This is a genomic window from Streptomyces sp. NPDC102406 (assembly GCF_044765725.1).
In the GTDB taxonomy this organism is placed as follows: Bacteria; Actinomycetota; Actinomycetes; order Streptomycetales; family Streptomycetaceae; genus Streptomyces.
This window is the reverse complement of the sequence record NZ_JBIWKP010000004.1, coordinates 213,323-236,384: the sequence shown is the minus strand read 5'-3', so window position 1 is coordinate 236,384 and position 23,062 is coordinate 213,323. Positions and strand designations below refer to the sequence as shown.

General features: G+C 73.1%; 20 protein-coding genes and 1 pseudogene. 10 read left to right on the top strand and 11 right to left on the bottom strand.

What is annotated here, in order from left to right:
• Window positions 1-7: 7 nt before the first annotated feature.
• From ACIRF8_RS19105 to ACIRF8_RS19085, 5 genes and pseudogenes are all read right to left on the bottom strand, one after another.
• Entirely contained in the window at window positions 8-1,546 is a 1,539-nt protein-coding gene (locus ACIRF8_RS19105; protein ID WP_404216333.1) for a substrate-binding domain-containing protein, read from the bottom strand.
• Between the two features lie 117 nt (window positions 1,547-1,663).
• Complete coding sequence (locus tag ACIRF8_RS19100; RefSeq protein WP_404216331.1) at window positions 1,664-2,296, bottom strand: DUF6629 family protein; 633 nt, start codon at window positions 2,294-2,296, stop codon at window positions 1,664-1,666.
• A 67-nt stretch (window positions 2,297-2,363) separates the two neighbouring features.
• Window positions 2,364-3,779: an FAD-binding oxidoreductase gene (locus ACIRF8_RS19095; protein WP_404216329.1), complete on the bottom strand. Its 1,416-nt coding sequence runs from the start codon at window positions 3,777-3,779 to the stop codon at window positions 2,364-2,366.
• 100 nt (window positions 3,780-3,879) lie between these two features.
• Window positions 3,880-6,480: an ATP-binding protein gene (locus tag ACIRF8_RS19090; RefSeq protein WP_404216326.1), complete on the bottom strand. Its 2,601-nt coding sequence runs from the start codon at window positions 6,478-6,480 to the stop codon at window positions 3,880-3,882.
• Window positions 6,481-6,557: 77 nt separating this feature from the next.
• Window positions 6,558-6,680, bottom strand: a pseudogene (locus ACIRF8_RS19085) (oxidoreductase); the annotation flags it as partial.
• Window positions 6,681-6,832: 152 nt separating this feature from the next.
• On the opposite strand from ACIRF8_RS19085, the gene ACIRF8_RS19080 reads away from it, so the two are divergent.
• Both ACIRF8_RS19080 and ACIRF8_RS19075 read left to right on the top strand, forming a co-directional pair.
• A complete protein-coding gene (locus ACIRF8_RS19080) occupies window positions 6,833-7,303 on the top strand; it encodes a MarR family winged helix-turn-helix transcriptional regulator (RefSeq protein ID WP_404216324.1) in 471 nt (156 codons plus the stop codon).
• Window positions 7,300-9,945 (top strand): FUSC family protein, encoded by a 2,646-nt coding sequence (locus tag ACIRF8_RS19075; RefSeq protein ID WP_404216322.1) that lies wholly within the window; start codon window positions 7,300-7,302, stop codon window positions 9,943-9,945. Before ACIRF8_RS19080 ends, ACIRF8_RS19075 begins: the two co-directional genes overlap by 4 nt.
• Here ACIRF8_RS19075 and ACIRF8_RS19070 read toward each other — a convergent pair.
• Window positions 9,942-10,325, bottom strand: coding sequence for a Ser-Thr-rich GPI-anchored membrane family protein (locus ACIRF8_RS19070; RefSeq protein WP_404216320.1), 384 nt, complete (start codon window positions 10,323-10,325; stop codon window positions 9,942-9,944). The two genes, ACIRF8_RS19075 and ACIRF8_RS19070, sit on opposite strands and share 4 nt — an antisense overlap.
• A gap of 240 nt (window positions 10,326-10,565) precedes the next feature.
• On the opposite strand from ACIRF8_RS19070, the gene ACIRF8_RS19065 reads away from it, so the two are divergent.
• Both ACIRF8_RS19065 and ACIRF8_RS19060 read left to right on the top strand, forming a co-directional pair.
• A complete protein-coding gene (locus ACIRF8_RS19065; protein ID WP_404216318.1) occupies window positions 10,566-10,952 on the top strand; it encodes a hypothetical protein in 387 nt (128 codons plus the stop codon).
• 120 nt (window positions 10,953-11,072) lie between these two features.
• Entirely contained in the window at window positions 11,073-11,579 is a 507-nt protein-coding gene (locus tag ACIRF8_RS19060) for a DUF5709 domain-containing protein (RefSeq protein ID WP_404216316.1), read from the top strand.
• A 22-nt stretch (window positions 11,580-11,601) separates the two neighbouring features.
• Here the strand turns inward: ACIRF8_RS19060 and ACIRF8_RS19055 are convergent, their stop codons facing one another.
• On the bottom strand, window positions 11,602-11,772 hold the full coding sequence (locus tag ACIRF8_RS19055; protein WP_404216314.1) for a hypothetical protein: 171 nt from the start codon (window positions 11,770-11,772) through the stop codon (window positions 11,602-11,604).
• 112 nt (window positions 11,773-11,884) lie between these two features.
• On the opposite strand from ACIRF8_RS19055, the gene ACIRF8_RS19050 reads away from it, so the two are divergent.
• On the top strand, window positions 11,885-12,679 hold the full coding sequence (locus ACIRF8_RS19050; RefSeq protein ID WP_404216312.1) for an SDR family NAD(P)-dependent oxidoreductase: 795 nt from the start codon (window positions 11,885-11,887) through the stop codon (window positions 12,677-12,679).
• 43 nt (window positions 12,680-12,722) lie between these two features.
• Complete coding sequence (locus ACIRF8_RS19045) at window positions 12,723-13,046, top strand: YkvA family protein (protein WP_404216310.1); 324 nt, start codon at window positions 12,723-12,725, stop codon at window positions 13,044-13,046.
• Here the strand turns inward: ACIRF8_RS19045 and kdgD are convergent.
• On the bottom strand, window positions 13,015-13,944 hold the full coding sequence (gene kdgD, locus ACIRF8_RS19040) for a 5-dehydro-4-deoxyglucarate dehydratase (protein ID WP_404216308.1): 930 nt from the start codon (window positions 13,942-13,944) through the stop codon (window positions 13,015-13,017). The two genes, ACIRF8_RS19045 and kdgD, sit on opposite strands and share 32 nt — an antisense overlap.
• A 79-nt stretch (window positions 13,945-14,023) precedes the next feature.
• On the bottom strand, window positions 14,024-15,196 hold the full coding sequence (locus tag ACIRF8_RS19035) for a mandelate racemase/muconate lactonizing enzyme family protein (protein ID WP_404216306.1): 1,173 nt from the start codon (window positions 15,194-15,196) through the stop codon (window positions 14,024-14,026).
• Window positions 15,197-15,330: 134 nt separating this feature from the next.
• Here ACIRF8_RS19035 and ACIRF8_RS19030 point away from each other — a divergent pair, with 134 nt between their 5' ends.
• Entirely contained in the window at window positions 15,331-16,206 is an 876-nt protein-coding gene (locus ACIRF8_RS19030; RefSeq protein WP_404216304.1) for a LysR substrate-binding domain-containing protein, read from the top strand.
• 150 nt (window positions 16,207-16,356) lie between these two features.
• Window positions 16,357-17,760, top strand: coding sequence for an MFS transporter (locus ACIRF8_RS19025; RefSeq protein WP_404216302.1), 1,404 nt, complete (start codon window positions 16,357-16,359; stop codon window positions 17,758-17,760).
• Between the two features lie 76 nt (window positions 17,761-17,836).
• On the opposite strand, the gene ACIRF8_RS19020 is transcribed toward ACIRF8_RS19025, so the two are convergent.
• On the bottom strand, window positions 17,837-19,198 hold the full coding sequence (locus ACIRF8_RS19020) for an MFS transporter (RefSeq protein ID WP_404216300.1): 1,362 nt from the start codon (window positions 19,196-19,198) through the stop codon (window positions 17,837-17,839).
• A 178-nt stretch (window positions 19,199-19,376) separates the two neighbouring features.
• Window positions 19,377-20,045 carry a TetR/AcrR family transcriptional regulator gene (locus tag ACIRF8_RS19015; RefSeq protein WP_404216298.1) on the bottom strand — a complete coding sequence of 223 codons (669 nt, stop codon included), beginning with the start codon at window positions 20,043-20,045 and terminating at the stop codon, window positions 19,377-19,379.
• 165 nt (window positions 20,046-20,210) lie between these two features.
• On the opposite strand from ACIRF8_RS19015, the gene ACIRF8_RS19010 reads away from it, so the two are divergent.
• Together ACIRF8_RS19010 and ACIRF8_RS19005 are read left to right on the top strand one after the other, a co-directional pair.
• The gene (locus ACIRF8_RS19010) at window positions 20,211-21,113 is read left to right on the top strand and encodes a shikimate dehydrogenase (RefSeq protein ID WP_404216296.1); all 903 of its coding nucleotides are present in this window, start codon (window positions 20,211-20,213) and stop codon (window positions 21,111-21,113) included.
• Between the two features lie 47 nt (window positions 21,114-21,160).
• Window positions 21,161-22,978: a bifunctional sugar phosphate isomerase/epimerase/4-hydroxyphenylpyruvate dioxygenase family protein gene (locus ACIRF8_RS19005; RefSeq protein ID WP_404216294.1), complete on the top strand. Its 1,818-nt coding sequence runs from the start codon at window positions 21,161-21,163 to the stop codon at window positions 22,976-22,978.
• The last annotated feature ends 84 nt before the right edge of the window (window positions 22,979-23,062 follow it).

The following is a 23,062-nucleotide window of genomic DNA, read 5'->3' as shown; positions in this document are numbered from 1 at the left end:
TCGGGCGTCAGGTGCCGTCGCCGCACACCCGGAGTCCGACCGGTGTGCCGCAGGGCAGGTGGCCGTGGGCGGCGATCACCCCCTTCCCGACCCCGTCGTCGACGGCGTACGCGAGGAAGCTCGACGCCAGTGAGCCGGCGGGCGGACGGCCGTAGGTGTACGCGTACTCGATCTCGCGGTACGGGTAGCCGTTGTCGGCGAGCCGGTCCGGGTCGGGCGCCCGCCCGTCGAGGGTGACGCGGTGCAGACCGCGGGGCGCTTCCGGCGGGGTCGCGGCGCGCAGCTCGCTGTAGCCGATGGCGCCCGGGGTGCCCGCCACCGTGGAGAGGACCTGCTCCGTCGAGTCGAGTTCGCAGCGCAGCACCGCGGCGGCGCGGACCGTGCGGTCGACGCAGTCGTCGGAGGAGGCGGGTGGCTCCTCGGCCCCCGCGAGGACCCGGCGGCCGAGCGCGCCGCGGGTGCCGGAGCCCGAGGTGCGGCTGACGAGGACGACGGGCAAATCGGGGCCGCCGAGCCGGGACCAGTTGCGGATCTCGCCCCGGTAGAGGCGGCGTACGTCGGCGACGGACAGGTCCGTCAGACGCACGTCGTCCTGGACGACGAGGGTGAACAGGGAGACCGCGACGCGGCTCTCGCCGAGCCGGGTGTAGCTCGCGGGACGCGGCCCGTCCGAGAAGGCGATCACCGCCCCCTGCTCGGGCCCGCCCCCGGACAGGGCGAGCTCCCGCACCCCGGTACGGCTGCCGTGCGCGGCGACCGCGATGTCCGGACGGCCGCCGCAGTGCTCCCGGTACTTCGCCGCAAGCTCGGACAGCACCGGCGCGAACGCGGTCGACCCCGTCAGGCGCAGCGTCCCGCTCTCGCAGTCGTCGGGCAGCGGGGGCGGCATCAGCAGGGGCAGGGTGGCCGCGGCGATCAGCGCGAGGCCGAGCACGACGGTCGTCCAGCGGGCCTGTCGGCTGAACACCGGCGGCTTCTCGTCCGGGGTGAGGCTGTGGTTCTCGTGGAGCGTGCCGTCCTTCAGATCACCGGTGACGACGACCCGGTCGCCCTCCCGGCCGCCCGTCAGAAGCACCAGGATCTTGTAGTGCGCCCCCGGCTTCAACGGGACGCGCGGTATGCGCAGGGTGCTCGGTCCCGCGACGAGCAGACCCGGCTGGTTCTCGAAGTAACCCATCAGGTTGGCGTGTTCGGCGGGCAGCGTGACGTCCTTGGCCTCGATGCGGCGCCCCGGGAACTCGGCGGTGAGCCCGTACTGCGCGGAGGGGTCGATGTAGTCCGACTCCTCGATGTGCCGCGAGCCGTCGTTCTCGACACGCAGCAGCACGAGGGTGGCGTCCCGCATCGCGGGCAGGTCGTTGAAGAGGCCGAGCCGCGGATCGGCCGCGCTCACCTGCCCGTTGTGCCCTATGGCGATGTCCATCTGCTTGCGGAAGCCGATGCGTCTGCTGCGCCGCGCCCGCCGGTCCGCGACGAACGGCGTGACGATGGAGACGGCGCCGAGCAGCAGGCCCGCGGCGGTGAAGGTGATCTCGAGCCATCCCATGGAGGCGACGGTACGGACCCGCCCGATCGCCGCGACGGGGCCGCCGCCGACCTTCGCCCACTGTTCGTCAGGCGTTCAACCGCGCTCGCCCGGCCGCGTCGTCGCCGCCTTCCGCGCCTACCGCGACAGGGCCTGTCCCCGGCGGCGGCGTGTCCAGGCGTACAGCACCACCGAGCACACTGCGGCGCAGGCGCACCAGGTCGACAGGAACTCCCAGCGCCACAGCGCCGCGCAGACGGCGGCGGCGACCGCGACCAGCGCGCCGAGCAGCACCAGGCCCGCGTCGCCCGACAGGAGCAGCGAGCCGACCGTCGCCAGCAGGTATCCGGCGATGAGCCATCCGGCGTGCGGCAGGCCGATCGCGTAGGCCATGGTGTGACCGCGGATCGTGGCCGTGACGGTCTTCGTGACCAGGACGTACGCGAGGGCGGCGCCGGTCACGACGCCGCACGCGAGCGGGAGCGCCAGGCGCCGGCGGGCCCGCGGCGGCGCCGCGCACAGCACGCCCGCCGGTACCCACAGCGGCAGCAGCGGCAGCGCGATCACCGCCCAGACGAGGACCGCGGGTCCGCGGCCACCGCCGTCGTCCCAGATCACCGCCTCGGTGATCTGGTGCGCGCCGAGGAGCAGCGGGAGCGCCGCGAGCGGCAGCGCGCGCGGCCGGGTGCGGGCCGCGCGCACCACGCAGGCGACCCCCACCGCGGCGATCGCGCTGCCCGCCACGAGATCGGCCGTCGCGCTCCAGCACATGCGGGCCACGCTACGTTCCCGCAGCTCATACGGCGCGTCGACGCCCGCCCGGTGGGTCAGGGGACGGTCAGGGCCGGGCCTCGTAGCGGGCGGCCGGGTCCGGCTCGATGTTCTGGTTGAGGCGGAAGACGTTCTCCGGGTCCAGGGCCGCCTTGACGCGGGCGAGGCGCGTGTAGTTGCCGCGGTAGCTCGCCCGCACCCGCTCCTGCCCCTCGTCCATCATCATGTTGACGTAGGCGCCGCCCGCCGAGAACGGGTGCAGGGCCTCGAAGTAGTCGATCGTCCAGCGCTTGACGAGGTCGGCGTTGGCCGGGTCGGGGTCCACGCCCGCGTAGACGCTCGCCCACCGCGCGTCCCGGTAGTGGAAGGCGGTGTCGCTCGCGCGGTGGTCGTGGACGGCTCCGTCGATCGGGTACAGGTGCATCGTGGACTGCATGCTGGGCGCCTCGGGACCGAACTTGGCGTGCAGCGCCACGGCCTCGTCGGGGATGTCCCGCACGAAGTCGGCCCGCCAGTACCACTGGTCGCCCGGCGGGTAGAGACCGTCGAACATCGACTGGAGCGCCGGATGCGGCATCGGCGCGACCGCGTGCAGCAGCGGCGCCGGGAGCCCGTCGAGGAGCGGCGCCATCGCCCGGCCGGCCGCCTCGGGGTCGTCGTGCGTGTGGCACCACACGACGGCGCACACCTTGCGCAGATGCAGCTCCTCGGGGAACGGCGGCGCGGGCGGCACGGTCGCGAACATGAAGAAGCCGTTGACGTCGCGGGGCGCCGAGGGGAGGAACTCCCGGTAGGCGGCGAGGACCTCGGCGCCCTGTTCGGCCGGCCAGAAGGTGGGGCCCGCCACGACCGTGCCCACCTCGTGCAGGCGGAACGTGAACGCGGTGACGACGCCGAAGTTGCCGCCGCCACCCCGCAGCGCCCAGTACAGGTCCGGGTCCTCGTCGGCGTCCGCGCGCACGTGGCTGCCGTCGGCGAGGACGACCTCCGCGGCCAGAATGTTGTCGACGCTCAGGCCGCAGCGCCGGGTGAGGTGGCCGATCCCGCCGCCGAGTGCGAGGCCGCCGACCCCGGTGGTGGAGATGATGCCGCTGGGCGTGGCCAGACCGTGTTCGTGCGTGGCCGCGTCGACCTGGCCCCAGGTGGCGCCGCCGCCGACGCGCACCGTGCGGGCCGCGGCGTCGACCTCGACGGAGTCCAGCGGCGCGAGGTCCGCGACGACCCCGCCGTCACAGGTGCCGAGCCCCGCCCCGTGATGGCCCCCGCCCCGCACCGCGAGCGGCAGCTCGTGACGGCGCGCGAAGGCGATGGCACGCGCGACGTCGTCGGCGTCGGCGCAGCGCGCCACGAGCGCGGGACGCCGGTCGATCATCGCGTTGTAGACGGCACGCGCCCCGCCGTACCCGGGATCCTCCGGGCCGATCAACTCGCCGTGAAAAGCGCTGAGTTCGCTGCGTGCCGCTTGTGCGGGCGTGATGGTCATGCGGTCCCCCGTGGAGCGATGGATGTGGTCCGACCGTTCTACGGCCTCGGGGAGCGCCCCGGCATGCGTGCCGGACACCCATCTCGGGCCCGGCGCCTACCTACGTTTCGGCGTCCCCGAGCAGCCCGAGTTCGCGGGCCCGCGCGGCGGCCAGGCGCCGGGTGGGGGCGTCCAGCTTCTCCAGGACCGCGCGGACGTGGTTGTCGACCGTACGCACGGAGACGACGAGCCGGTCGGCGATCTGCGGATTGGTCAGCCCCTGCGCGAGGAGCCGCACCACCTGGAGCTGACGGCCCGTCAGCCCCGCCGGGTTGCGTCGCGTCGCCGCGTGCGGCCCCCGGGGCACGCGGCGCACCCCGAGCGCCCGCAGCCCGGCCCTGACCAGACGGGCCAGCGGCACCGCGCCCAGGGCGTCCAGGGTCGCGAGCGCCCGCAGCCGGTCCGCCGGGTCGGGGCTCTCCGCGAGGGCCGCCGCGTGCTCGTAGGGGCAGCCCGCCTCCTGCCACAGCCGGGCCGCCTTGTCCCACTGGCCCGCCGCCTGCAACGCGTACGGATGGCCCGAGCCGTCCCGCGGCACCGGCCGGCCCGCCTTGGTCAGCCAGTAGCCCAGCTCGGCCCCGTGCGGTGAGCCGGTCGCCTCCCTGGCCCGCGCGTACACCGGCTCGACCGCCGCGACGACACCGGCCGGGTCGCCGCGCAGCCAGGCCGCCTCCGCGCGCGCCGCCGCCACCGGACCGGTGCGCTGGAGCTCGCGGGTGCCCTGGGCGATCCGCCACGCCTGGTCGAGGAGCGCGCCGCCGCCCGCGACGCCGCGCCGGATCCTGACCCGGGCGAGGACGGTGAGCGCCGGACAGCGGGCGGGCGGGAAGACGTCGGTGCCGAGCAGCGCGAACCGCTCGGCCGCCGCCCAGTCGCCCTCGGCGAACCGGTGCAGTGCCCGCTCGACCTGGAGGTAGGTGAGGAAGCCCAGGTGCTCGGCGCGGTCGGCGAGCTCGACGGCGGGCGTGAGGAACCGGTCCGCCTCGGCGAGGCGCAGGTCGTCGAGGAGGAACCAGATGATGTTGGCGTACGCGCGACAGGCGTGCTCCACCTCACCGGCGGCCAGCGCCACGCGCAGGCTCTCCTCCAACTGCCGCTGCCCCGACGGGTCGCCGCACCGCCAGCGGGCGCTGCCCACGTTGTTCAGCGCGTGCGCGAGGATCGCCGTGTCGCCCACCGAGCGGGCGAGCGCCATCGCCCGCTCGCCGTAGTCGACCGCCTGCGCGTACTCGTCGGACAGCATCCGCAGTTGGGCCGTGTTGCTCAGGGCGAGGGCCAACAGGCGCGCGTCCCCGGCCCGTTCGAGGACAAGGAGTGCTTCGCGAGCGGCCTCCTGCGCCGCGTCCGCGTCACCGGCCCACCAGTGGATGCGCGACAGCCAGCGCAGATCCGCCCCCAGCGCCCGCAGATCGCCCAGTTCCCGGCGCAGCGCGACGGCGTCGCCCTGCGCGGCGACCGCGGCCACCGAGTCCCCGATGGTGTAGCTCTCGACCGCGTACCGCTCCAGGAGATCGGCCCGTTCGGCGGGGCCGAACCGGCTCCGGTGCCGCAGCACGAGCCGCAGGTGGGCGGCGGCCTCCCGGTGCGCCCCCGCCCGCGCGGCGTCCCGGGCGGCCCCGGGGCCGAACCGCGTCACGGCCCCGGTGTCCCCGGCCGCCGCCGCGTGGTGCACGATCCGCGAGCGGTCGGTGCCGGGTGCCGCCACCAGCGCGGCGAGCACGGCCCGGTCGAGCGCGATGCGCCGCGCCGCGGGCAGGGAGTCGACCACCGCGCGGCGGATGATCTCGTGCCGGAACGCCACCCGGTCCACCGCCACCACCAGGAGTCCGCCCTGCTCGGCCGCCGCGAGTGCGTCGTCGCCGTCCCGCAGCAGGGCGTCCGCGAGGGGGCGCTCCACCGCCGAGGGCACCACGGCGAGCTGTTCGAGGGCGTCCAGGGCCGCGTCGCCGAGGCCGCGCAGCCGGGCCAGGACGGCGTCGACCACGGTCGGCGGGACCACGCCGGTACCGCCCGCCGCGATCACCTCGGCGACGAAGAACGGATTGCCCGACGTCACGGTGTACACCTGCGCCGGATCGAGGTCCGCCGCCGCGCTCAGCGCGCGGACCGCCTCGGGGGAGAGGGGAGCCAGCGGCAGCCGGTGCACCCGGGCCGCCCCCGACACCACCCCGAGCAACTGGCGCAAGGGATGGCCCCGGCCGAGCTGGTCGTCCCGGTAGGTGAGGACGAGGACCGCCGGCAGGTCCTCGACCCGGCGCACCAGGTAGCGCAGCGCGTCCAGGGACGCCTCGTCGGCCCAGTGCACGTCCTCCACGACCAGTACGGCGGGGTGCGGAGCGCCGGCCAGCTCGGCGCGCAGGGCCTCGTGCACCCGGTGCCGGTCACCCGCGTCGCGCACGGCCCGCGCCAGCTCGGTACCGACGCTGCCGACGAGGTCCCGCAGCGGCCCGAGCGGGCGGCCGGTGACCAGGTCGTCGCACTGCCCGACCAGAAGCCGGGCGCCGGGCGGCAGCACGCCCGGCAGGGCCCGTACGAGGGACGACTTGCCGATCCCGGCCTCGCCGAGGACGAGCACGACGGAACCGGCGCCGACCGTGGCGTCCCGCACGGCGGCGGCCAGCCGCTCCAGTTCGAGATCCCGTTCCAGGATCCCCCCGTCCACGTCCGGATCCTCCCACCGCGCCGGGTTCGGCGGGCGCGGTGGCGGGACGGATACGCCGATCGTCCCGGGCGTGCTCGTCAGCTCTGCGCCGTCGGCCGGACGACGATCTCGTTGACGTCCACGTCGGCCGGCTGCTCGACCGCGAACGCGACGGCGCGGGCGATCGCCTCGGGCGCGATCCCCACCCGGTCCCGCATCCCGGCGACCTCCGCGCGGACCCGCTCGTCGGAGGCGTGGTCGCGTACGACTACACCGCGTTCCACGTGGCCGGGCAGCCGGAGCACACGCTGGTGATCTACGCGGAGACGGGCGCCGGTTAGGTATTTGTATCCACCACGTATATAGTTTCCGTATGCATCTATCCTCGGGGTCCGCCGGACCCGCTGAGGCTCTGCGGATCGAAGGCGCCGCCCGCGGCCTCCTGCGGGGGATCGGGCACCTCACCCAGACCCTGTTCAAAGCCGGGGACTTCGGACTCACCCGCAGCCAGGTCGCCGTGCTCGACGCACTCGAACCAGGAGCGTGCCGGGTGACCGGACTCGCCGCCCGCACCGGAATGGCGCAGCCACGGGTCACCGTGCTCCTCCAGAAACTGGAGGAGGCCGGACTCGTCGCACGGCAGCGCTGCCCGGACGACCGGCGCGCGGTGCGCACGGAGCTGACGTCCGCCGGACGCGACCTGCTCGAACGCGGTCGCCGTCGCATGGCGGGCGCCCTGCTCGCCGCCCTGGACGGCGGCATCGAGGACTCGGAGCAGGCGGTCAGGGCCGCCAGGGATGCCATCGCCGTACTCGTCGACGCCATGGAATCGGAGACCAGTTGACCACCCCGGACACACTGCCGGACACCGCCACCCCGCCCGCGGCCCCCGCCGCGGACCTCGCCCCCCACCGGGTCGCCGGACCGCGCAGATGGTGGGACTGGGTCCTCGCCGCCGACCCGGGCCTAGGTCAACTCCAGGCGGGCTGGCGGTCGTTGGTCGCCATGGTCACCTCGCTCGCCGTCGGCTACGGGATGGCCGAGGCGCTGCGGATCCCGGCCATGATCGGCATGATGGTCGCCGGGATGATGGGCCTGATGAGCGCCTTCGCGGTCGCCGAGAACACCTGGGACCGCCTCGCCCGCGCCATCCTGTGGATGCCGTTCCCGTACACCGCCGTGCTGTGGCTGTGCGCGAACCTCACCGGACACCGCGCCGCACAGATGGTCCTGATGATCAGCGCGCTCGCGCTGACGTTCTTCCTCGCCAGGTTCGGGCCGATGGCCCTGATCACCGGCATGATGCTGTTCAACGGCCTGATGGTCGGCATGCTCGCCGGCATCCTCGCCGCTCTCGTCGGCAAGACGTTCGCCGTCGCCCTGGTCGCCGCCGCGGCCGTCCTCGCGACCCGGCTGCTGCTCTGCTTCCCCATGCCCCGTGAGGACCTGCTCCGCACCCAGCGGGCGTTCGTCGTCGAGGCCCGGCGGGTCGCGGACGCCGCCGTCGACGCGCTCGACCCCGACGCCGACCCCGAGCGGGCCGTGCGCCGCATGGACCGCTCCCTGCGTCGCCTCAACATCACCACCGTCACCATCGACGGACGCCTCGCCCAGCCCGAGGTGGCCGCCGACCCCGCCGCCGCCGAACTCCTTCACCGGCACCTCTTCGACGCCGAACTCGCCCTGCGCGGCATCGGCCAGGCCACCGCCGAACTCACCCGGCGACCCCTGCCCCCGCCGCTGCGCGAAGCCCTCGCCGTCGGCCTCGTCCTGGCCCGCGACACCCCGCTCGGCCGGGCCGAAGGGCTCCGCCCGGTCGCCGCCCGCGTCCAGGAGCGGGCCGAGGCGATCCTGCGCGACCCGGCCGCCCCGGCCGACGACGTCGAGGCCGCCGTGCTCGCCCGCCGGATCGGCCACCTCCTCGACTCGCTCGCCGCGTCCCTGCACGCCTGGCTCACCCTCGGCCGCACCACGTCGGCCGGCCCGGCCGATGTCCCGTTCCGGCCCACCGTCGCCCTGGAGAACAACCGGCTGCCCGGCTCGGCGGGCCCCGCCCGGCGCGTCCTCGCCGCGGGCTCGGAATCCGGCTGGCGCCGCGTCGTCCCCTTCGTCCGCGTCCCCGTGCACGCCGCCGTGGCCGCCGCCATCGTCTGCCCCATCGCCGACGCCATCGACCCACGTCGCTTCTACTGGGGCCTGGTCGGCGTCATGATCACGCTGTTCGGCACCAACACCACCCACGAACGCCTGCGCAAGTTCGGCCACCGCATGGTCGGCACCGTGATCGGGGCCGTGCTCGGCATCGTCGTCCTGCACCTCATCGGCCGCGACCACGTCTACGCCACGCTCGCCGTCATCGTCGCCGGACTCGCCTTCGGCGCCTGGGGCATGCAGCGCGCCTACGCCTGCTGGGTCGTCGGCCTCGTCGTCGCGCTCACCCAGCTCTACGGCCTCACCACGCCCGACAGCGGCATGAACCACCTGCTGGGGGAGCGGCTCCTCGACAACGGCATCGGCGTGCTCGTCGCCACCGCCTGCGCCGCGCTGATCTTCCCCCTGTCGCGCCGCACCGTCGTCAAGGAGGCCGAACGCGGCTACGTAGACGCGCTCGCCCAGGTCGTCATGCAGGTCGAACAGCGCTGGACCCACCCGGACGAACCCGTACGCCTGCGCGGAGCGGCCCGCTCGGTGGACGCCGCGCTGATCCAGGTGCAGAGCGTCGTACGCCCGCTCGTGCGGATGCCCGTCGGTGTCCGCGGGCCCGCCGCCGAGCACCGGGCCGCACTCCTCGCCACGGCGACGGGGCACGCCCGGGCGCTGGCCGTCGCCGCCGACGTCGACGTGGACCTGCCGCCGCGCCTGGCCGAACGGGCCCGGCTGATCACCGCTACCCTCACCGCCTCCCTCAAGGAACTCGACCGGTTCTTCGCGAGCGGCGCCCCCGAAAGCGCCGACGCCGGCGCCTGGCGCAGGGTCGGCCCGCTCGTGCGCGAACTGGAGGCGGAACTCGCCCCGGCCCCGCCAGGACCCCGCGCCCGGCGCCTGGCCACCGCGCTGCGCGAGCTCGACGCCCTCGACGAGACCCTGGCCGCCTACGCCGAACAGGCCGGCCTCCCGGTCGCCGCCGAAGGCCGCACCGCGCAGGCCCCCGCCTCACCCATGCAGCGGCGCACCCGCTCGGTGATGGCGGCCTGGAACGAGCCGCGGCACCGCGAACCCGCGCTCACCGGGACGGCCCGCGTCGAGGGCCGCGTGACGTGCGCCGCGCACCCCGAGGGCTGTGCCGCGTGGGTGACGGTGATCAGCGCCCGCGGCAAGCGGCTCGCCAAGTCCCCGGTGACGGCGGGCGGTTACGCCGTGGACGCGCTGCCACCCGGCACGCACACCCTGGTCGTCTCCTCCTCCCGGCACGCGCCCCGCGCCGACCTGGTCACCCTGGACGGCCCGTCGGGGACGGCGCGGCACGACGTCGAGCTGGGTGCCTAGGAAGACGGTGCTCCATGGGCCCGGCGCCCCACGGTGAACGACGGGCTGTAGGCGTGCTCGCCGCCGTCGCGGGCCACGACCTCGATGGCGTAGTCCGACCCCTGCGGGACATCGGGCAGGACGGCCGCCTTCTCGCCCGAGGGCGCGGCGCTGAGCTTCGCGGCGAGCTGGGCCACCCGGGCCGTCTTGTCGCGCACGAGCCACATGTCGACCTCGCGCCCGGTGCTGTTGCGCCAGGCCACGAGGACGCTGCCGCCCGACGGGTACACCGAGCCCGCGGACGGCGCGGTCACCGTGACGGCGGGGCCGGCCTCCGTCGCGGGGCCGAAGGCGAACAGCAGGGGCGCGACGGCCAGGGCCAGGAATCCGGTACGGCGCATGCGACGACCTCGTTCCGAAGAGGGGAGACGACATGGTCACCCATCCCACCCCGGCAAGATCCGTAAGGCCGTCACGGGCAGCGCCACTCCATGGGGGACGACCCTGTGCCCGAAGCGGACGCCTCGACAGGACAGGGCGGGCGGGGCCACGCACCCTGTACCGGCGCCGGGCCACCGCCCCACCCGGGGCGTGCACCGGACACGGGGCCGCCGGTAGCGCTTGCGTGGAAAGATCACCGGATGACGATTGAGTACCTCCGCTACCAAGCGGCCACGGCCAATGAACGCGGCCACTTCACCGGCGTGTTCGGCCTGGTGAACAATCTCGGGCGCACGGGCCGGCTCGACGCCGTACAGGAGCGGTTCCGGCGGGAGAACAACGCCTGGTACGACGCCGCGTACACCGACCCCTCGACGCTGGACCCCACGGTCTACGACCCGGAGGTCAACCCGGGCGCCACCGCCTGGTTCAAACCGGCCGCCACGCACCTCGTCGAACGGATCGACGGCTATCTGGAGATCCTCGACGCGCACGGCGTCCCCTGGACGAAGGTGACCTCGGCCGACCCCGGCTGCGTCGTCTACGAGGACGACGTACAGATAGTCGTGGTGCCCCACGGGACCTGAGAGGTGATTGCGCCCCGCGGAAACGGATAAGGGGCCGACATGCGTGACCTGGCGCAGGCTGGTTACGTGACGGGGGCGGGGACCACCGCGACGGGGGAGAAGGAGAAGAGGTGACACGGGATGACCGACGGGAACGACGAGACCCTCATGGGCGACGAGGTCTACCAGCCGAGCGACGAACCCGAGGCGCGTGACGACGAGGGCACCCTCGAGGCGGAGGACATGCTGAGCGACCGCGGCGTCGACCCGCACGACGAGGGCTGGTCGCCCCCGGAGCGTCCGCTCGGTGTCGAGCACACCGGCACCACCGCGGCCGAGCAGCGCGAGGGCGAGAGCCTCGACGAGCGGCTGGCCGAGGAGCGCGCGGACCCCGTGGTCGACGAGTACGAGGCCCTGGAGTCGGGTGAGGACGTCGGCGACGAGGTCGGCGACCTCCGGGACGGCGAGGGCGAACCGCTCGACGACGAGGTCGGCGCCGACCGTTCGGGCCGGCTCGTGGCACCGGACGAGGGCGCCCATGAGGACGCCGAGAAGGACATGCTCGCCGAGGACGTCGGTATCGACGGGGGCGCGGCGTCGGCCGAGGAGGCCGCCGTCCACCTGGTCGACGAGGACGAGCTGCGCTGACAGCGCCCCGGGGCCGGGGGCGTCAGTGACCGTAGGCGGTGGCCGTGAGCATCAGCGCGACCGAGGCGAACGCGGCCAGGAGGGCGAGAACCGGCGGCCCCGGCGCGATGTCGTCCGTCGCGCACTGGCGGGCGGTGATGCCGACGCAGAGCACGCTGATGCCTGCCAGGACCATGGCGACGATGATGAGCACGGCGTCGATCTCCTCGTCTCGGCACTCCGCCCCCGGCCGGTCCACATCCTCGCGTGCCGCGCGGCGGTGCGCACGCGGACGGCCGACCCACCGAGAAAGGACATGGCGGAACATGCGGATCGATCTGACGGGGCGCACGGCGCTGGTCACCGGCTCCACCCAGGGCATCGGAGCGGCCATCGTCACGGGCCTGGCCCGGGCCGGCGCGCGGGTGGGCGTCAACGGGCGATCGGCCGAGCGGGTGGAGCGGAGCATCGCTCGGCTGGCGGCCGAGACCCCCGGGGCGGACCTGGTGCCGGTCGTCGCGGACGTCGCCACCGAGGACGGCGCGCACCAGGCCGCCGAGGCGCTCCCGGAGACCGACATCCTGGTCAACAACCTGGGGATCTTCGGCTCCGCCGAACCCCTGGAGATCAGCGACGACGAGTGGCGCCGCTACTTCGAGGTGAACGTCCTCGCGGGGGTCCGGCTCACCCGGATGTTCCTGCCCGGCATGATGGAGCGGGGCTGGGGGCGGGTGCAGTTCATCGCGAGCGACTCGGCCGTCGCGGTGCCCGCCGAGATGATCCACTACGGCATGTCCAAGACGGCCCTGCTGTCGGTGAGCCGCGGCTTCGCCAAACGGGCCGCGGGCACGGGCGTCACCGTCAACTCGGTGCTCGCCGGGCCCACCCACACCGGCGGCGTCGAGGACTTCGTGTACGAACTCGTCGACCGTGACCTGCCGTGGGAGGAGGCGCAGCGCGCCTTCATGCGCGAACACCGGCCGCAATCGCTGCTCCAGCGCCTGATCGAGCCGGAGGAGATCGCCAACATGGTGGTCTACCTCGGTTCCGACCAGGCTTCGGCCACCACCGGAGGTGCGGTACGGGTCGACGGCGGGTACGTGGACTCCATCCTGCCGTGAGCGAGGGTGTCCGAACCGGGACCAGGACAGGGGTGGACGACTGATGGATGAGCGGACATGGTTCGTCCTGGCGGCGGTGGCGGCCCTCATCATGCTGGTGGCCGCCGGTTACCTCCTCGTACGCGTCTTCCAGGCGCGCAGACTGCTGCTCGACGCCGGGATCCCGCTGCGCAGCAAGGCCCTGTTCTGGGTCGCCGTGATCTACACGATCTCGCCCGTCGACCTGCTCCCCGACCCCGTCTACCTGGACGACATCGGGCTGCTCCTGGTCGCGCTGAAGTCGCTGCACTCGGCGGCCCGCGCCGTCACGGCGGGACGCGGCGGGTCCACACAGCTCAGCTCCGAGGAGCGGGCACGCCCTCGATGAGCGCGGTCAGTTCGGCGAGTTCCGCCCCGGTCAGATCGGTCAGCGGTGGGCGGACGGGACCGGCGCCGTGCCCGGTGGCGGTCAGGCCCGCCTTGACGATGCTGACGGCGTACCCTCCCCGCCGGTTGCGGATCTCGGTGTAGGGCAGGACGAAGTCGGCGAGGTGCTTGACGACCGTGTCGTGGCGCCGTTCGCGTACCGCGCGGTAGAAGTCGAGGGCGAACTCGGGCAGGAAGTTGAAGATGGCGGACGAGTAGGTCGTGACGCCGAGTTCGAGGTAGGGCAGGGCGAACGTCTCGGCGGTGGGCAGACCGCCGATGTACGTGAGGCGCTCGCCGAGGCGCGTGTAGATACGGGTCATGGCGTCGATGTCGCCGATGCCGTCCTTGTACCCGATGAGGTTCGGGCAGGCGTCGGCGAGCCGGGCCAGGGTGTCGGCGTGGTAGGCGGCGTTGGCGCGGCCGTACACGACGACGCCGAGCTTCGTGGCGCGGCAGACCGCTTCGACGTGCCGCGCGAGCCCTTCCTGGTTGGTCTCGGTGAGGTAGGGCGGGAAGAGCAGGAGGCCGTGGGCGCCCGCGCGTTCGGCGGCCAGGGCGTACTCGATCGCGGTGCGGGTGCCGTACCCGGCGGGCGCCAGGATCGGGGTGTCCTCAGGGGCCGCCCGCACGGCCGCGCGCACCACCCGCTCGGTCTCGGTGGCGGTCAGCGAGAAGAACTCGCCGGTGCCGCCCGCGGCGAACAGCCCGCCGACCTCGTATGCGGACAGCCGCTCGATGTGGGCGCGGTAGGCGTCCTCGGCGAACGACAGGTCGTCGGCGTCGAAGTGGGTGACGGGGAAGGAGAGCAGGCCCGAGCCGATGCGCCGGCCGAGCTCTGACGGGGTGAAGGACGTCATGGTGGAGTGCTCCGGGGAGGAAGGCGAAGGGGAAGGAAGATCGGACGGGGCGGGCCGGGCCGGGGCGGAACGGCGCCGGTCAGGGGCGCTTGCCGACCTCGTGGGTGCCCTGGGTCCAGGCGCGGGCCTGGTCGGTGAGGGTCACCCCGAGGCCGGGCCGCGCCGGGACGTGCATCCGGCCGTCGCTGATCGTCAGCCGCTCCTCGAACAGCGGCTCCAGCCAGTCGAAGTGCTCCACCCACGGCTCGATCGGATAGGCGGCGGCCAGGTGCAGGTGGATCTCCATGGCGAAGTGCGGGGCGAGTTGCAGGTGGTGGTGGTCGGCGAGCGCGGCCAGTTTGAGGAACTGCGTGATGCCGCCGATGCGCGGGGCGTCGGGCTGGATGATGTCGGCGGCGCCCAACCGGATCAGTTCGTAGTGCTCGGCGACGCTGGCCAGCATCTCGCCGGTGGCGATCGGCGTGTCCAGTGAGGCGGCGAGCGCCGCGTGCCCCTGGGCGTCGTAGGCGTCGAGCGGCTCCTCGATCCAGCCCAGGCCGAACTCCTCCAGGGCGCGGCCCATCCGCTGGGCCGTGGGCCGGTCCCACTGCTGGTTGGCGTCGACCATCAACGGCACGTCGTCGCCGATGTGTTCGCGCACGGCGGTGAGGCGGGCGAGGTCCTGCTTGCCGTCCGGGTGCCCCACCTTGATCTTGATGCCGCCGATGCCGTGGGCGAGGGAGGCGGTCGCGTTGTCCAGGACCTGCTCGGTGGGCGTGTGCAGGAAGCCGCCGGAGGTGTTGTAGCAGCGGACCGAGTCGCGGTGCGCGCCGAGGAGTTTGGCCAGCGGCAGACCGGCCCGCTTGGCCTTGAGGTCCCACAGGGCGATGTCGAGCGCGGCGATCGCCTGGGTGGCGACGCCGCTGCGGCCCACGGACGCCCCGGCCCACACCAGCTTCGTCCACAGTCGGCCGATGTCGCTCGGGTCCTCGCCGATGAGGTTGTCCGCTATCTCCTTGGCGTGCGCGAACTGGGCCGGGCCGCCGGCCCGCTTGGAGTAGCTGAAACCGATACCGGTCTGTCCCTGCGCGGTCTCGATCTCCACGAACAGGAAGGCGACCTCGGTCATCGGCTTCTGGCGGCCGGTGAGCACCTTGGCGTCACTGATCGGCGTGGCCAGCGGCAGGGCCACCGAGGAGAGCCTGATCCAGGCGATCGAGTCGAGAGTGGCCTCGCCCCGGAGGCCGGCGACGGGGGTGGCTGCGTGCTTCATGGTCACCACTTCGTGTTGCTGGGAGGTACCGACGGCGGGGCGGGAGGCCCGCCGCTGACGTTCTTGACGCTAAGGTCGGCGATTGATCCACGTCAAACATAGTTTTTGGATGCGTCGATACCCGGAGGGCATCATTGTTCACGCTCGCTCAGCTCGTGAGTTTCGTGGCCGTCGCCGAAGAACTGCACTTCACACGGGCCGCCGAACGGTTGCGCATGACGCAGCCGCCCTTGAGCCGCCAGATCCAGCTCCTGGAGCACGAGTTGGGCGTGCAGCTCCTGGACCGCACCAACCGCACGGTCCGGCTCACCCCGGCGGGCCGTGCCTTCCTCAGTGAGGCGCGCACCATCCTGCGCCAGACCGAGGCCGCCACGCTGGCCGCGAAGCAGGTCTCCGCGGGCGAGGCCGGGGCCATCGCCGTCGGGTTCACCGCGGCCAGCGCCTACTCCGCGCTCGGCACCCTCCTGGACGTCGCCCGCTCCGTCATGCCGGGCACGGAGATCGTGCTGCGCGAGAAGGTGACGCGCGACCAACTGGAGGCGATCGCCGACGGCTCCCTCGACCTCGGCATGATCCGCCCCTCCAGCACGGGACCCGACCTCGTCACCCGGCCCACCATCCAGGAGGGCCTGCTCGCGGCCGTACCGCTGGACCATCCGCTGGCCGGGGGCGAAGGGGCGCTGCCGATGCGGGAGTTCGACGGGCAGGAGGTGCTGATGTACTCGCCGGTCGAGGCCAGGTACTTCCACGAACTGCTGGTCAGCGTCTTCCGTACGGCGCGGGTCACCCCCCGGTTCAGCCAGTACCTCAGCCAGGTGCACAGCCTGCTCGCCATGGTCAACGCGGGCTGGGGCATCGCCTTCGTACCGGAGTCGGCCGCGCGGATGCGGTTCTCCGGCATCACGTTCAGAGCGCTCGAACTGGCCGACCCCACCCCGGTCGAACTGCATCTGGCCTGGCGGAGGACCAACGACAATCCCGCGCTGCACGCCCTGCTCCAGCACCTCTGACCCCGAGCCGATCATATAGGGAAGGTATCGCAGCCTACAAAAATCGATCTAGACGGGAATGGGCGCCGAACCTACGGTCAACTCCAGCCACTGGCTCGGACCACCCGCGGCAGAGCCGCCGCCCCTCCAGGTCTAGGAGAACGACCGCACATGACAGCGCTCAACCGGCAGGACCGCCCGGCGACTTCGGCCGCCCCCGCACGGACCGGCCGCCTCAGGTACGCCATCTTGGCCATGCTCTTCGTGGTCACGACCATCAACTACGCCGACCGGTCCACGCTGTCGATCGCCGGTGACACCATGCAGAAGGACCTGGGCATCAGCTCGGGGGAGCTGGGCGTGCTCTTCTCCGCGTTCTCGTGGTCCTACCTCATCGCGCAGATCCCCGGCGGCTGGCTGCTGGACCGCTTCGGCTCGAAGAGGGTCTACGGCGTGGCCATCTTCCTGTGGTCCGTGTTCACGATGGCGCAGGGCGCCATCGGGTTCTTCGCGGGCGCCGCGGTCGTGCTGCTGTTCGTCCTGCGGTTCGTCGTCGGCTTCGCCGAGGCGCCCTCCTTCCCCGGCAACTCCCGCATCGTCGCCGCCTGGTTCCCGACGAAGGAGCGGGGTTTCGCGTCGGCCCTCTTCAACTCCGCCCAGTACTTCGCGACCGTCGCCTTCGCCCCGCTGATGGGATGGCTGGTGACCGCGCTGGGCTGGGAGCACGTCTTCACGGTGATCGGCGGCGCCGGTGTCGTCCTGGCGCTGATCTGGACCCGGGTCATCCACCCGCCGCGCAGCCACCCCAGGATGACGGCCGCCGAACTCGACCACATAGGCGCGGGCGGCGCGCTGATCGACATGGACAGTCCTGCCGGTCCTGCCGGTCCTGCCGGTCCTGCCGCGTCCGAGCGCGACGGGGGCCTGCGTCACCTGAAGACGCTGCTGAGCAACCGCAACATGCTCGGCATCTTCATCGGCCAGTACTTCATCAACACCATCACGTGGTTCTTCCTGACCTGGTTCCCCGTCTACCTGGTCCAGGAGCGTGGCATGAGCATCCTCGAAGCGGGGTTCGTGGCGTCGCTGCCCGCCCTGTGCGGATTCACCGGCGGCGTCCTCGGCGGCTACCTCTCCGACCTGCTGGCCCGGCGCGGCGTCAGCCTCACCAGGGCCCGGAAGATCCCCATCGTCACCGGTCTGCTGCTCTCCACCACCATCATGGTCTGCAACTACGTGACGGCGTCGTGGCTCGTCGTCTGCATCATGTCGCTCGCCTTCTTCGGCAAGGGGCTCGGCGCCCTCGGCTGGGCCGTGATCGGCGATGTCGCCCCGAAGCAGATCGCGGGCCTCGCCGGCGGTGTCTTCAACGCCTTCGGGGCCGTCGCGGGCATCGTCACCCCGCTGGTCGTCGGCTACCTCATCGACGCCACGGGCTCCTTCGACCTCGCTCTCGCCTTCGTCAGCGTCTGCGCCGCCCTGGCCGTCGTCAGCTACGCCGTCGTCGTCAAGGACATCAAGCGCCTGGACCTCGGCGAACTCGCCGACGCACCCCGCGGCCCGGGGACCGTCTGAGCCCCTGACCTCCGGGGCCACCGCACACGGGAGGGCGGGCCGTCGCGCACGGCCCGCCCTTCGTCGCGTCCGCTTCTCAGACCCGCACCGGCCGCGCGTCCTCGGCGTCCACGGCGCCGGACCGCCGCTCGCCGAGGAGTTCGGTCGGCACTTCATGGGTCTCGCGCGCTGTGACACCGGCGATCATCGGCGGCACGCACAGCGCCGCCGTGAACAGCGCCACCGCGAACCAGTCGGTACCGTCCGGGCCCGCGATGCGCGCCGCGAACGTCACCGCGAACCCGGCCACCGCGAAACCGATCTGCGTGCCGATCGCCATGCCGGACAGCCGGACACGGGTCGGGAACATCTCGCCGTAGAACGAGGGCCATACCGCGTTCGCCGCGCTGTAGACGACGCCGAAGGCGAGGATGCCGAAGACGAAGGTGAGCGGGTACGAGCCGGTCGAGATCGCCCAGAGATAGCCGAACATCAGCAGGGCACTGCCCGCGGCGCCCGCGACGTAGACGGGGCGGCGGCCGACGCGGTCGGCGAGGCGTGCCCAGAGCGGGATCGCGCCGAGCGCCACGAGGTTGGCGAGGGCGCCGACCCAGAGCATCGCCGAACGGTCCATGCCGACCGCGTCGCTCGTCGCGTAGGACAGGGCCCACACGGTGAAGATCGTGCTGACCGAGGCGACGAGCGCGCCCCCGATCACCCGCAGCACGTCCGCCCAGTGGTCGCGGAGCAACACCAGCAGCGGCAGCCGCGCCACCCCGTCGGAGGCGGTGGACTGGCGGGAGAACTCCGGGGTCTCGTGGAGCGTGCGGCGGATGACGTAGCCGACGACGGCGACCACGATGCTCAGCCAGAACGGCACGCGCCAGCCCCAGGACAGGAGTTGGTCCTCGGGCAGCGCGGCGACGGGCAGGAAGACGAGGGTCGCGAGGAGCTGCCCGGCCTGGGTGCCGCTGAGCGTGAAACTCGTGAAGTAGGCGCGACGGCCCGCGGGGGCGTGCTCCAGCGTCATCGACCCGGCGCTCGCCTGTTCACCGGCGGCCGAGACGCCCTGGAGCACCCGGCACAGGACGAGCAGCACGGGCGCGAGGGAGCCGACCTGGTCGCGCGAGGGCAGGCAGCCGATGAGGAAGGTCGACAGGCCCATCAGGACCAGGGTGAACACCATGATCTTGCGGCGGCCGAGCCGGTCGCCGACATGGCCGAGGAAGAACGCGCCGACCGGGCGGGCCGCGTAGGCCACACCGAAGGTGGCGAGCGAGAGCAGCGTCGCGTTCGCGGGGTCCGACTCGTCGAAGAACACCTTCGGGAAGACCAGCGCGGCGGCGCTGCCGTAGATGAAGAAGTCGTAGTACTCCAGGGCGCTGCCGATCCATGCGGCGAGCGCGGCCTTGCGCGGCTGGCCCTGCGGAGGGCGGGACGGCGCGGCGGGGACGGACACACTGGCTCCTTCGGGGGACGGGAAGGGGAGAGGTGCCGGGGCCCGGTGGGGTGAGCGGGTCGGCGGGCCGGAAGCGCGTCCGGCTAATTAACCCACTGGATAGTTAGTAGCGGGTGGCTTCGGATGGTGCGCCGGTGTCACCCGCCTGTCAAGGGGGCGTGCAGCGGTCGCCGCCCGCTCAGGCGCCGGCCGGGCGCTCCGCCGTCAGATAGGCGATGACCATGTCGCCGAGCATGCTGCGGTAGTGCTCCCGCCGGTCTTCCGCGGTCAGGTCGCGGCCGAACAGGGCGCCGAAGGTGTGCCGGTTGGAGACCCGGAAGAAGCAGAACGAGCTGATCATGGCGTGCAGGTCCACGGCGTCCACGTCCGCTGTGAACAGCCCCTGCGAGCGGCCCGCTTCCAGGATGCGGCGGATGACGTCGATGGCGGGGGAGTTGAGGGAACTCAGCGTCTCCGAGGCGCCGATGTGCTCGGCCTCGTGGATGTTCTCGATGCTCACGAGCCGTATGAAGTCCGGGTGGGCCTCGTGGTGGTCGAAGGTCAGCTCGGCCAGCCGCCGGATCGCCGCCACCGGGTCGAGGTGCTCCACGTCCAGGTCCCGCTCCGCGCGGCGGATCACCGCGTACGAACGCTCCAGGACGGCCGTGAACAGTTGCTCCTTGCCGCCGAAGTAGTAATAGATCATCCGCTTCGTGGTACGGGTCCTGGCGGCGATCTCGTCGACCCGCGCCCCGGTGTACCCGGCGCGGGCGAACTCCTCGGTGGCGACCGCGAGGATCTCCGCCTTCGTGCGGGCCGCGTCGCGGATGCGGCCCGTGCCTCGCGCCGGTTCTTCGACAGTGGTCATCGGGTTCCTTCGGGCGGGCGGACGGCGGGCCTGTGGAGCGATTGTAGAAGCAGGTTGCGCGGTCCCCGCGGGCGTGGCCCTTCCCCTCGCAGCGCTCGGCTTGATATGAGTAACGAACCAGTTCGTACATTAGCGCCGGGCTCCACCCCGGCCGGGAGGTCCCACGTGCCCCAGGACTCGTATCTCATCGGCCTGATCGGAGCCGGTATCGGCCCCTCGCTCACCCCAGCCCTCCACGAGTACGAGGCCGACCGGCAAGGGCTGCGCTACCTCTACCGCCTCCTCGACATCGACACCCTCGGCCTGCGGCCCGAGCGGGTGGGAGAGCTGCTGCGCGCCGCCCGCGACCTCGGCTTCGACGGCCTGAACATCACACACCCCTGCAAACAACTCGTCATCGAACACCTCGACGCCCTGTCACCGGGGGCCGAGGCGCTCGGCGCCGTCAACACCGTGGTGCTCGCCGACGGCCGCGCCACCGGGCACAACACCGACGTCACCGGGTTCGCCGCCTCCTTCGCGCGCGGCCTGCCCGACGCCCGTATGGACCACGTGGTGCAGCTCGGCGCCGGGGGAGCGGGCGCCGCCGTCGCACACGCCGTGCTGACCCTCGGCGCGGGCCGGATCACCCTCGTCGACGCGGCGCCCGAGCGGGCCGCCGCACTGGCCGCCTCCCTCGAAGCGCACTTCGGCGCCGGACGCGCGAGCGCCGCCGCGCCCGACGCCCTCCGCGCCCAGCTCACCGGCGCCGACGGCCTCGTCCACGCCACCCCGACCGGCATGGCCGCACACCCCGGACTGCCGCTCCCCGCCGCCCTGCTGCACCCCGGGCTCTGGGTCGCCGACGTCGTGTACCGGCCCCTGGAGACGGAGCTGCTGCGCACCGCCCGCGCCCTCGGCTGCGCGGTGCTCGACGGTGGCGGCATGGCGGTCTTCCAGGCCGTCGACGCGTTCCGGCTGTTCACCGGGCGCGAGCCGGACGCGGGACGGATGCTCGACCACTTCGCCCGACTCACGCTGCCGGACGGCGACCTGCGGACCTCCGCGGCCGCGACAGGCACCGACTGACCCCACCCCGCCGAGCCCCCGTCCGCCCCGAACCGCAGGAGCCCGCCGTGCGCACCGCCATCGCCACCGTCTCGCTCAGCGGGTCGCTCACCGAGAAGCTCACCGCCGCCGCCCGCGCCGGGTTCGACGGCGTCGAGATCTTCGAGAACGACCTGCTCGCCTGCCCCCTCACCCCCGAGGAGATCCGCGACCTCTGCGCCGACCTCGGCCTGAGCATCGACCTCTACCAGCCGATCCGCGACATCGAGGCCGTGCCCGACGACCTCTTCGCCGACAACCTGCGCCGCGCCGAGCACAAGTTCCGCGTGGCGCGGCGTCTCGGCGCCGACACCGTCCTCGTCTGCTCCAGCGTCTCCCCGCACGCCGTCGACGACGACGCCCTCGCCGCCCGGCAGCTTCGCCGACTCGCCGAACGCGCGGCCGACTCCGGGGTCCGCGTCGCCTACGAGGCACTCGCCTGGGGCCGCCACGTCCACACGTACGACCACGCCTGGCGCCTCGTCGAGGCCGCCGACCACCCCGCCCTCGGCACCTGCCTCGACAGCTTCCACATCCTCTCCCGCACCCGCGACCCCAAGGAGCTCGAAGGCATCGCGGACATCCCCGGCGAGAAGATCTTCTTCCTCCAGCTCGCCGACGCGCCGCTGCTCGCCATGGACGTCCTGCAATGGAGCCGCCACTACCGCTGCTTCCCCGGCCAGGGCGACCTCGACGTCGCGGGCCTGCTGCGGCAGGTGCTGCGCACCGGCTACGCGGGACCCCTCTCCCTGGAGGTGTTCAACGACGTGTTCCGCCAGGCCGAGGCAGGACCCACCGCCGTCGACGCCCTGCGCTCCCTCCTCGTCCTGCAAGGGACGGTCGGCGAGGGAGAGTTGCCGCCCGCCGCCGCCCCCACCGGCGTCGCGTTCGCCGAACTCGTCACGCCAGACGTCGAACCCGCCGCCGCCCTGCTGAGCGCGCTCGGCTTCACCCGCACCGGACGCCACCGCGGCAAACCCGTCGACCTGTGGGAGCAGGGCGCCGCCCGCGTCCTGCTCAACACCGGACCCGGCGCCCGCCGCGACGGCACCGTCCTCGCCGCCGTCGGCCTGGAGAGCCCCGACCCGGCGGACGCCGCCCGGCGGGCCGAGGCCCTGCTCGCCCCCGTGCTGCCGCGCCGCCGCTCCACCGGCGACGTCCTGCTCGACGCCGTCGCCGCCCCCGACGGCACCGAACTCTTCTTCTGCGCCACCGGCCGGCCCCCACTGCCCGACTGGACAACCGACTTCGCGCCCACCGGCGAGCGCCCGGCCGAAGACGCCGGTGTCCACGGCATCGACCACCTCGCACTCAGCCAGCCCTGGCACCAGTTCGACGAGGCCGCGCTCTTCCACCGCGGCGTCCTCGGCCTCGACGCCCAGCGGAGCGTCGACGTCGCCGACCCCTACGGACTCCTGCGCAGCCGCGCCTTCACCAGCGCCGACGGCGCCGTCCGGATCGCCCTCGGCGTCGGACCCGCCCCCGGCGACGAGCACGCCCGCGCCCAGCACATCGCCCTCGCCACCGACGACGTCGTCGCGGCGGCCCGCCGCTTCCGCGCGGCCGGCGGACATCTGCTGCCCATGCCCGCCAACTACTACGACGACCTCGCCGCACGCCACGACTTCGCCCCGGGCGAGCTGGAGACGTACCGGGAACTCGGCATCCTCTACGACCGCGACCGCCACGGCGTCTTCCGGCACTGCTACACGCACACCCTGGGCCGGGTCTTCTTCGAGCTGACACAACGCGACAACGGCTACCGCGGCTACGGGGCCCAGAACGCACCCGTACGGCTCGCGGCCCAGCACAGCACGGGGGCAGCACCACGGACCGCGATCGGATGACGAGCCCGGCGATCTCATCGAGCCCCAAGAAAACCGGCCTACGCTCAAGAAACGACGGGATCGACTGACGCGACGCCGGGCGGG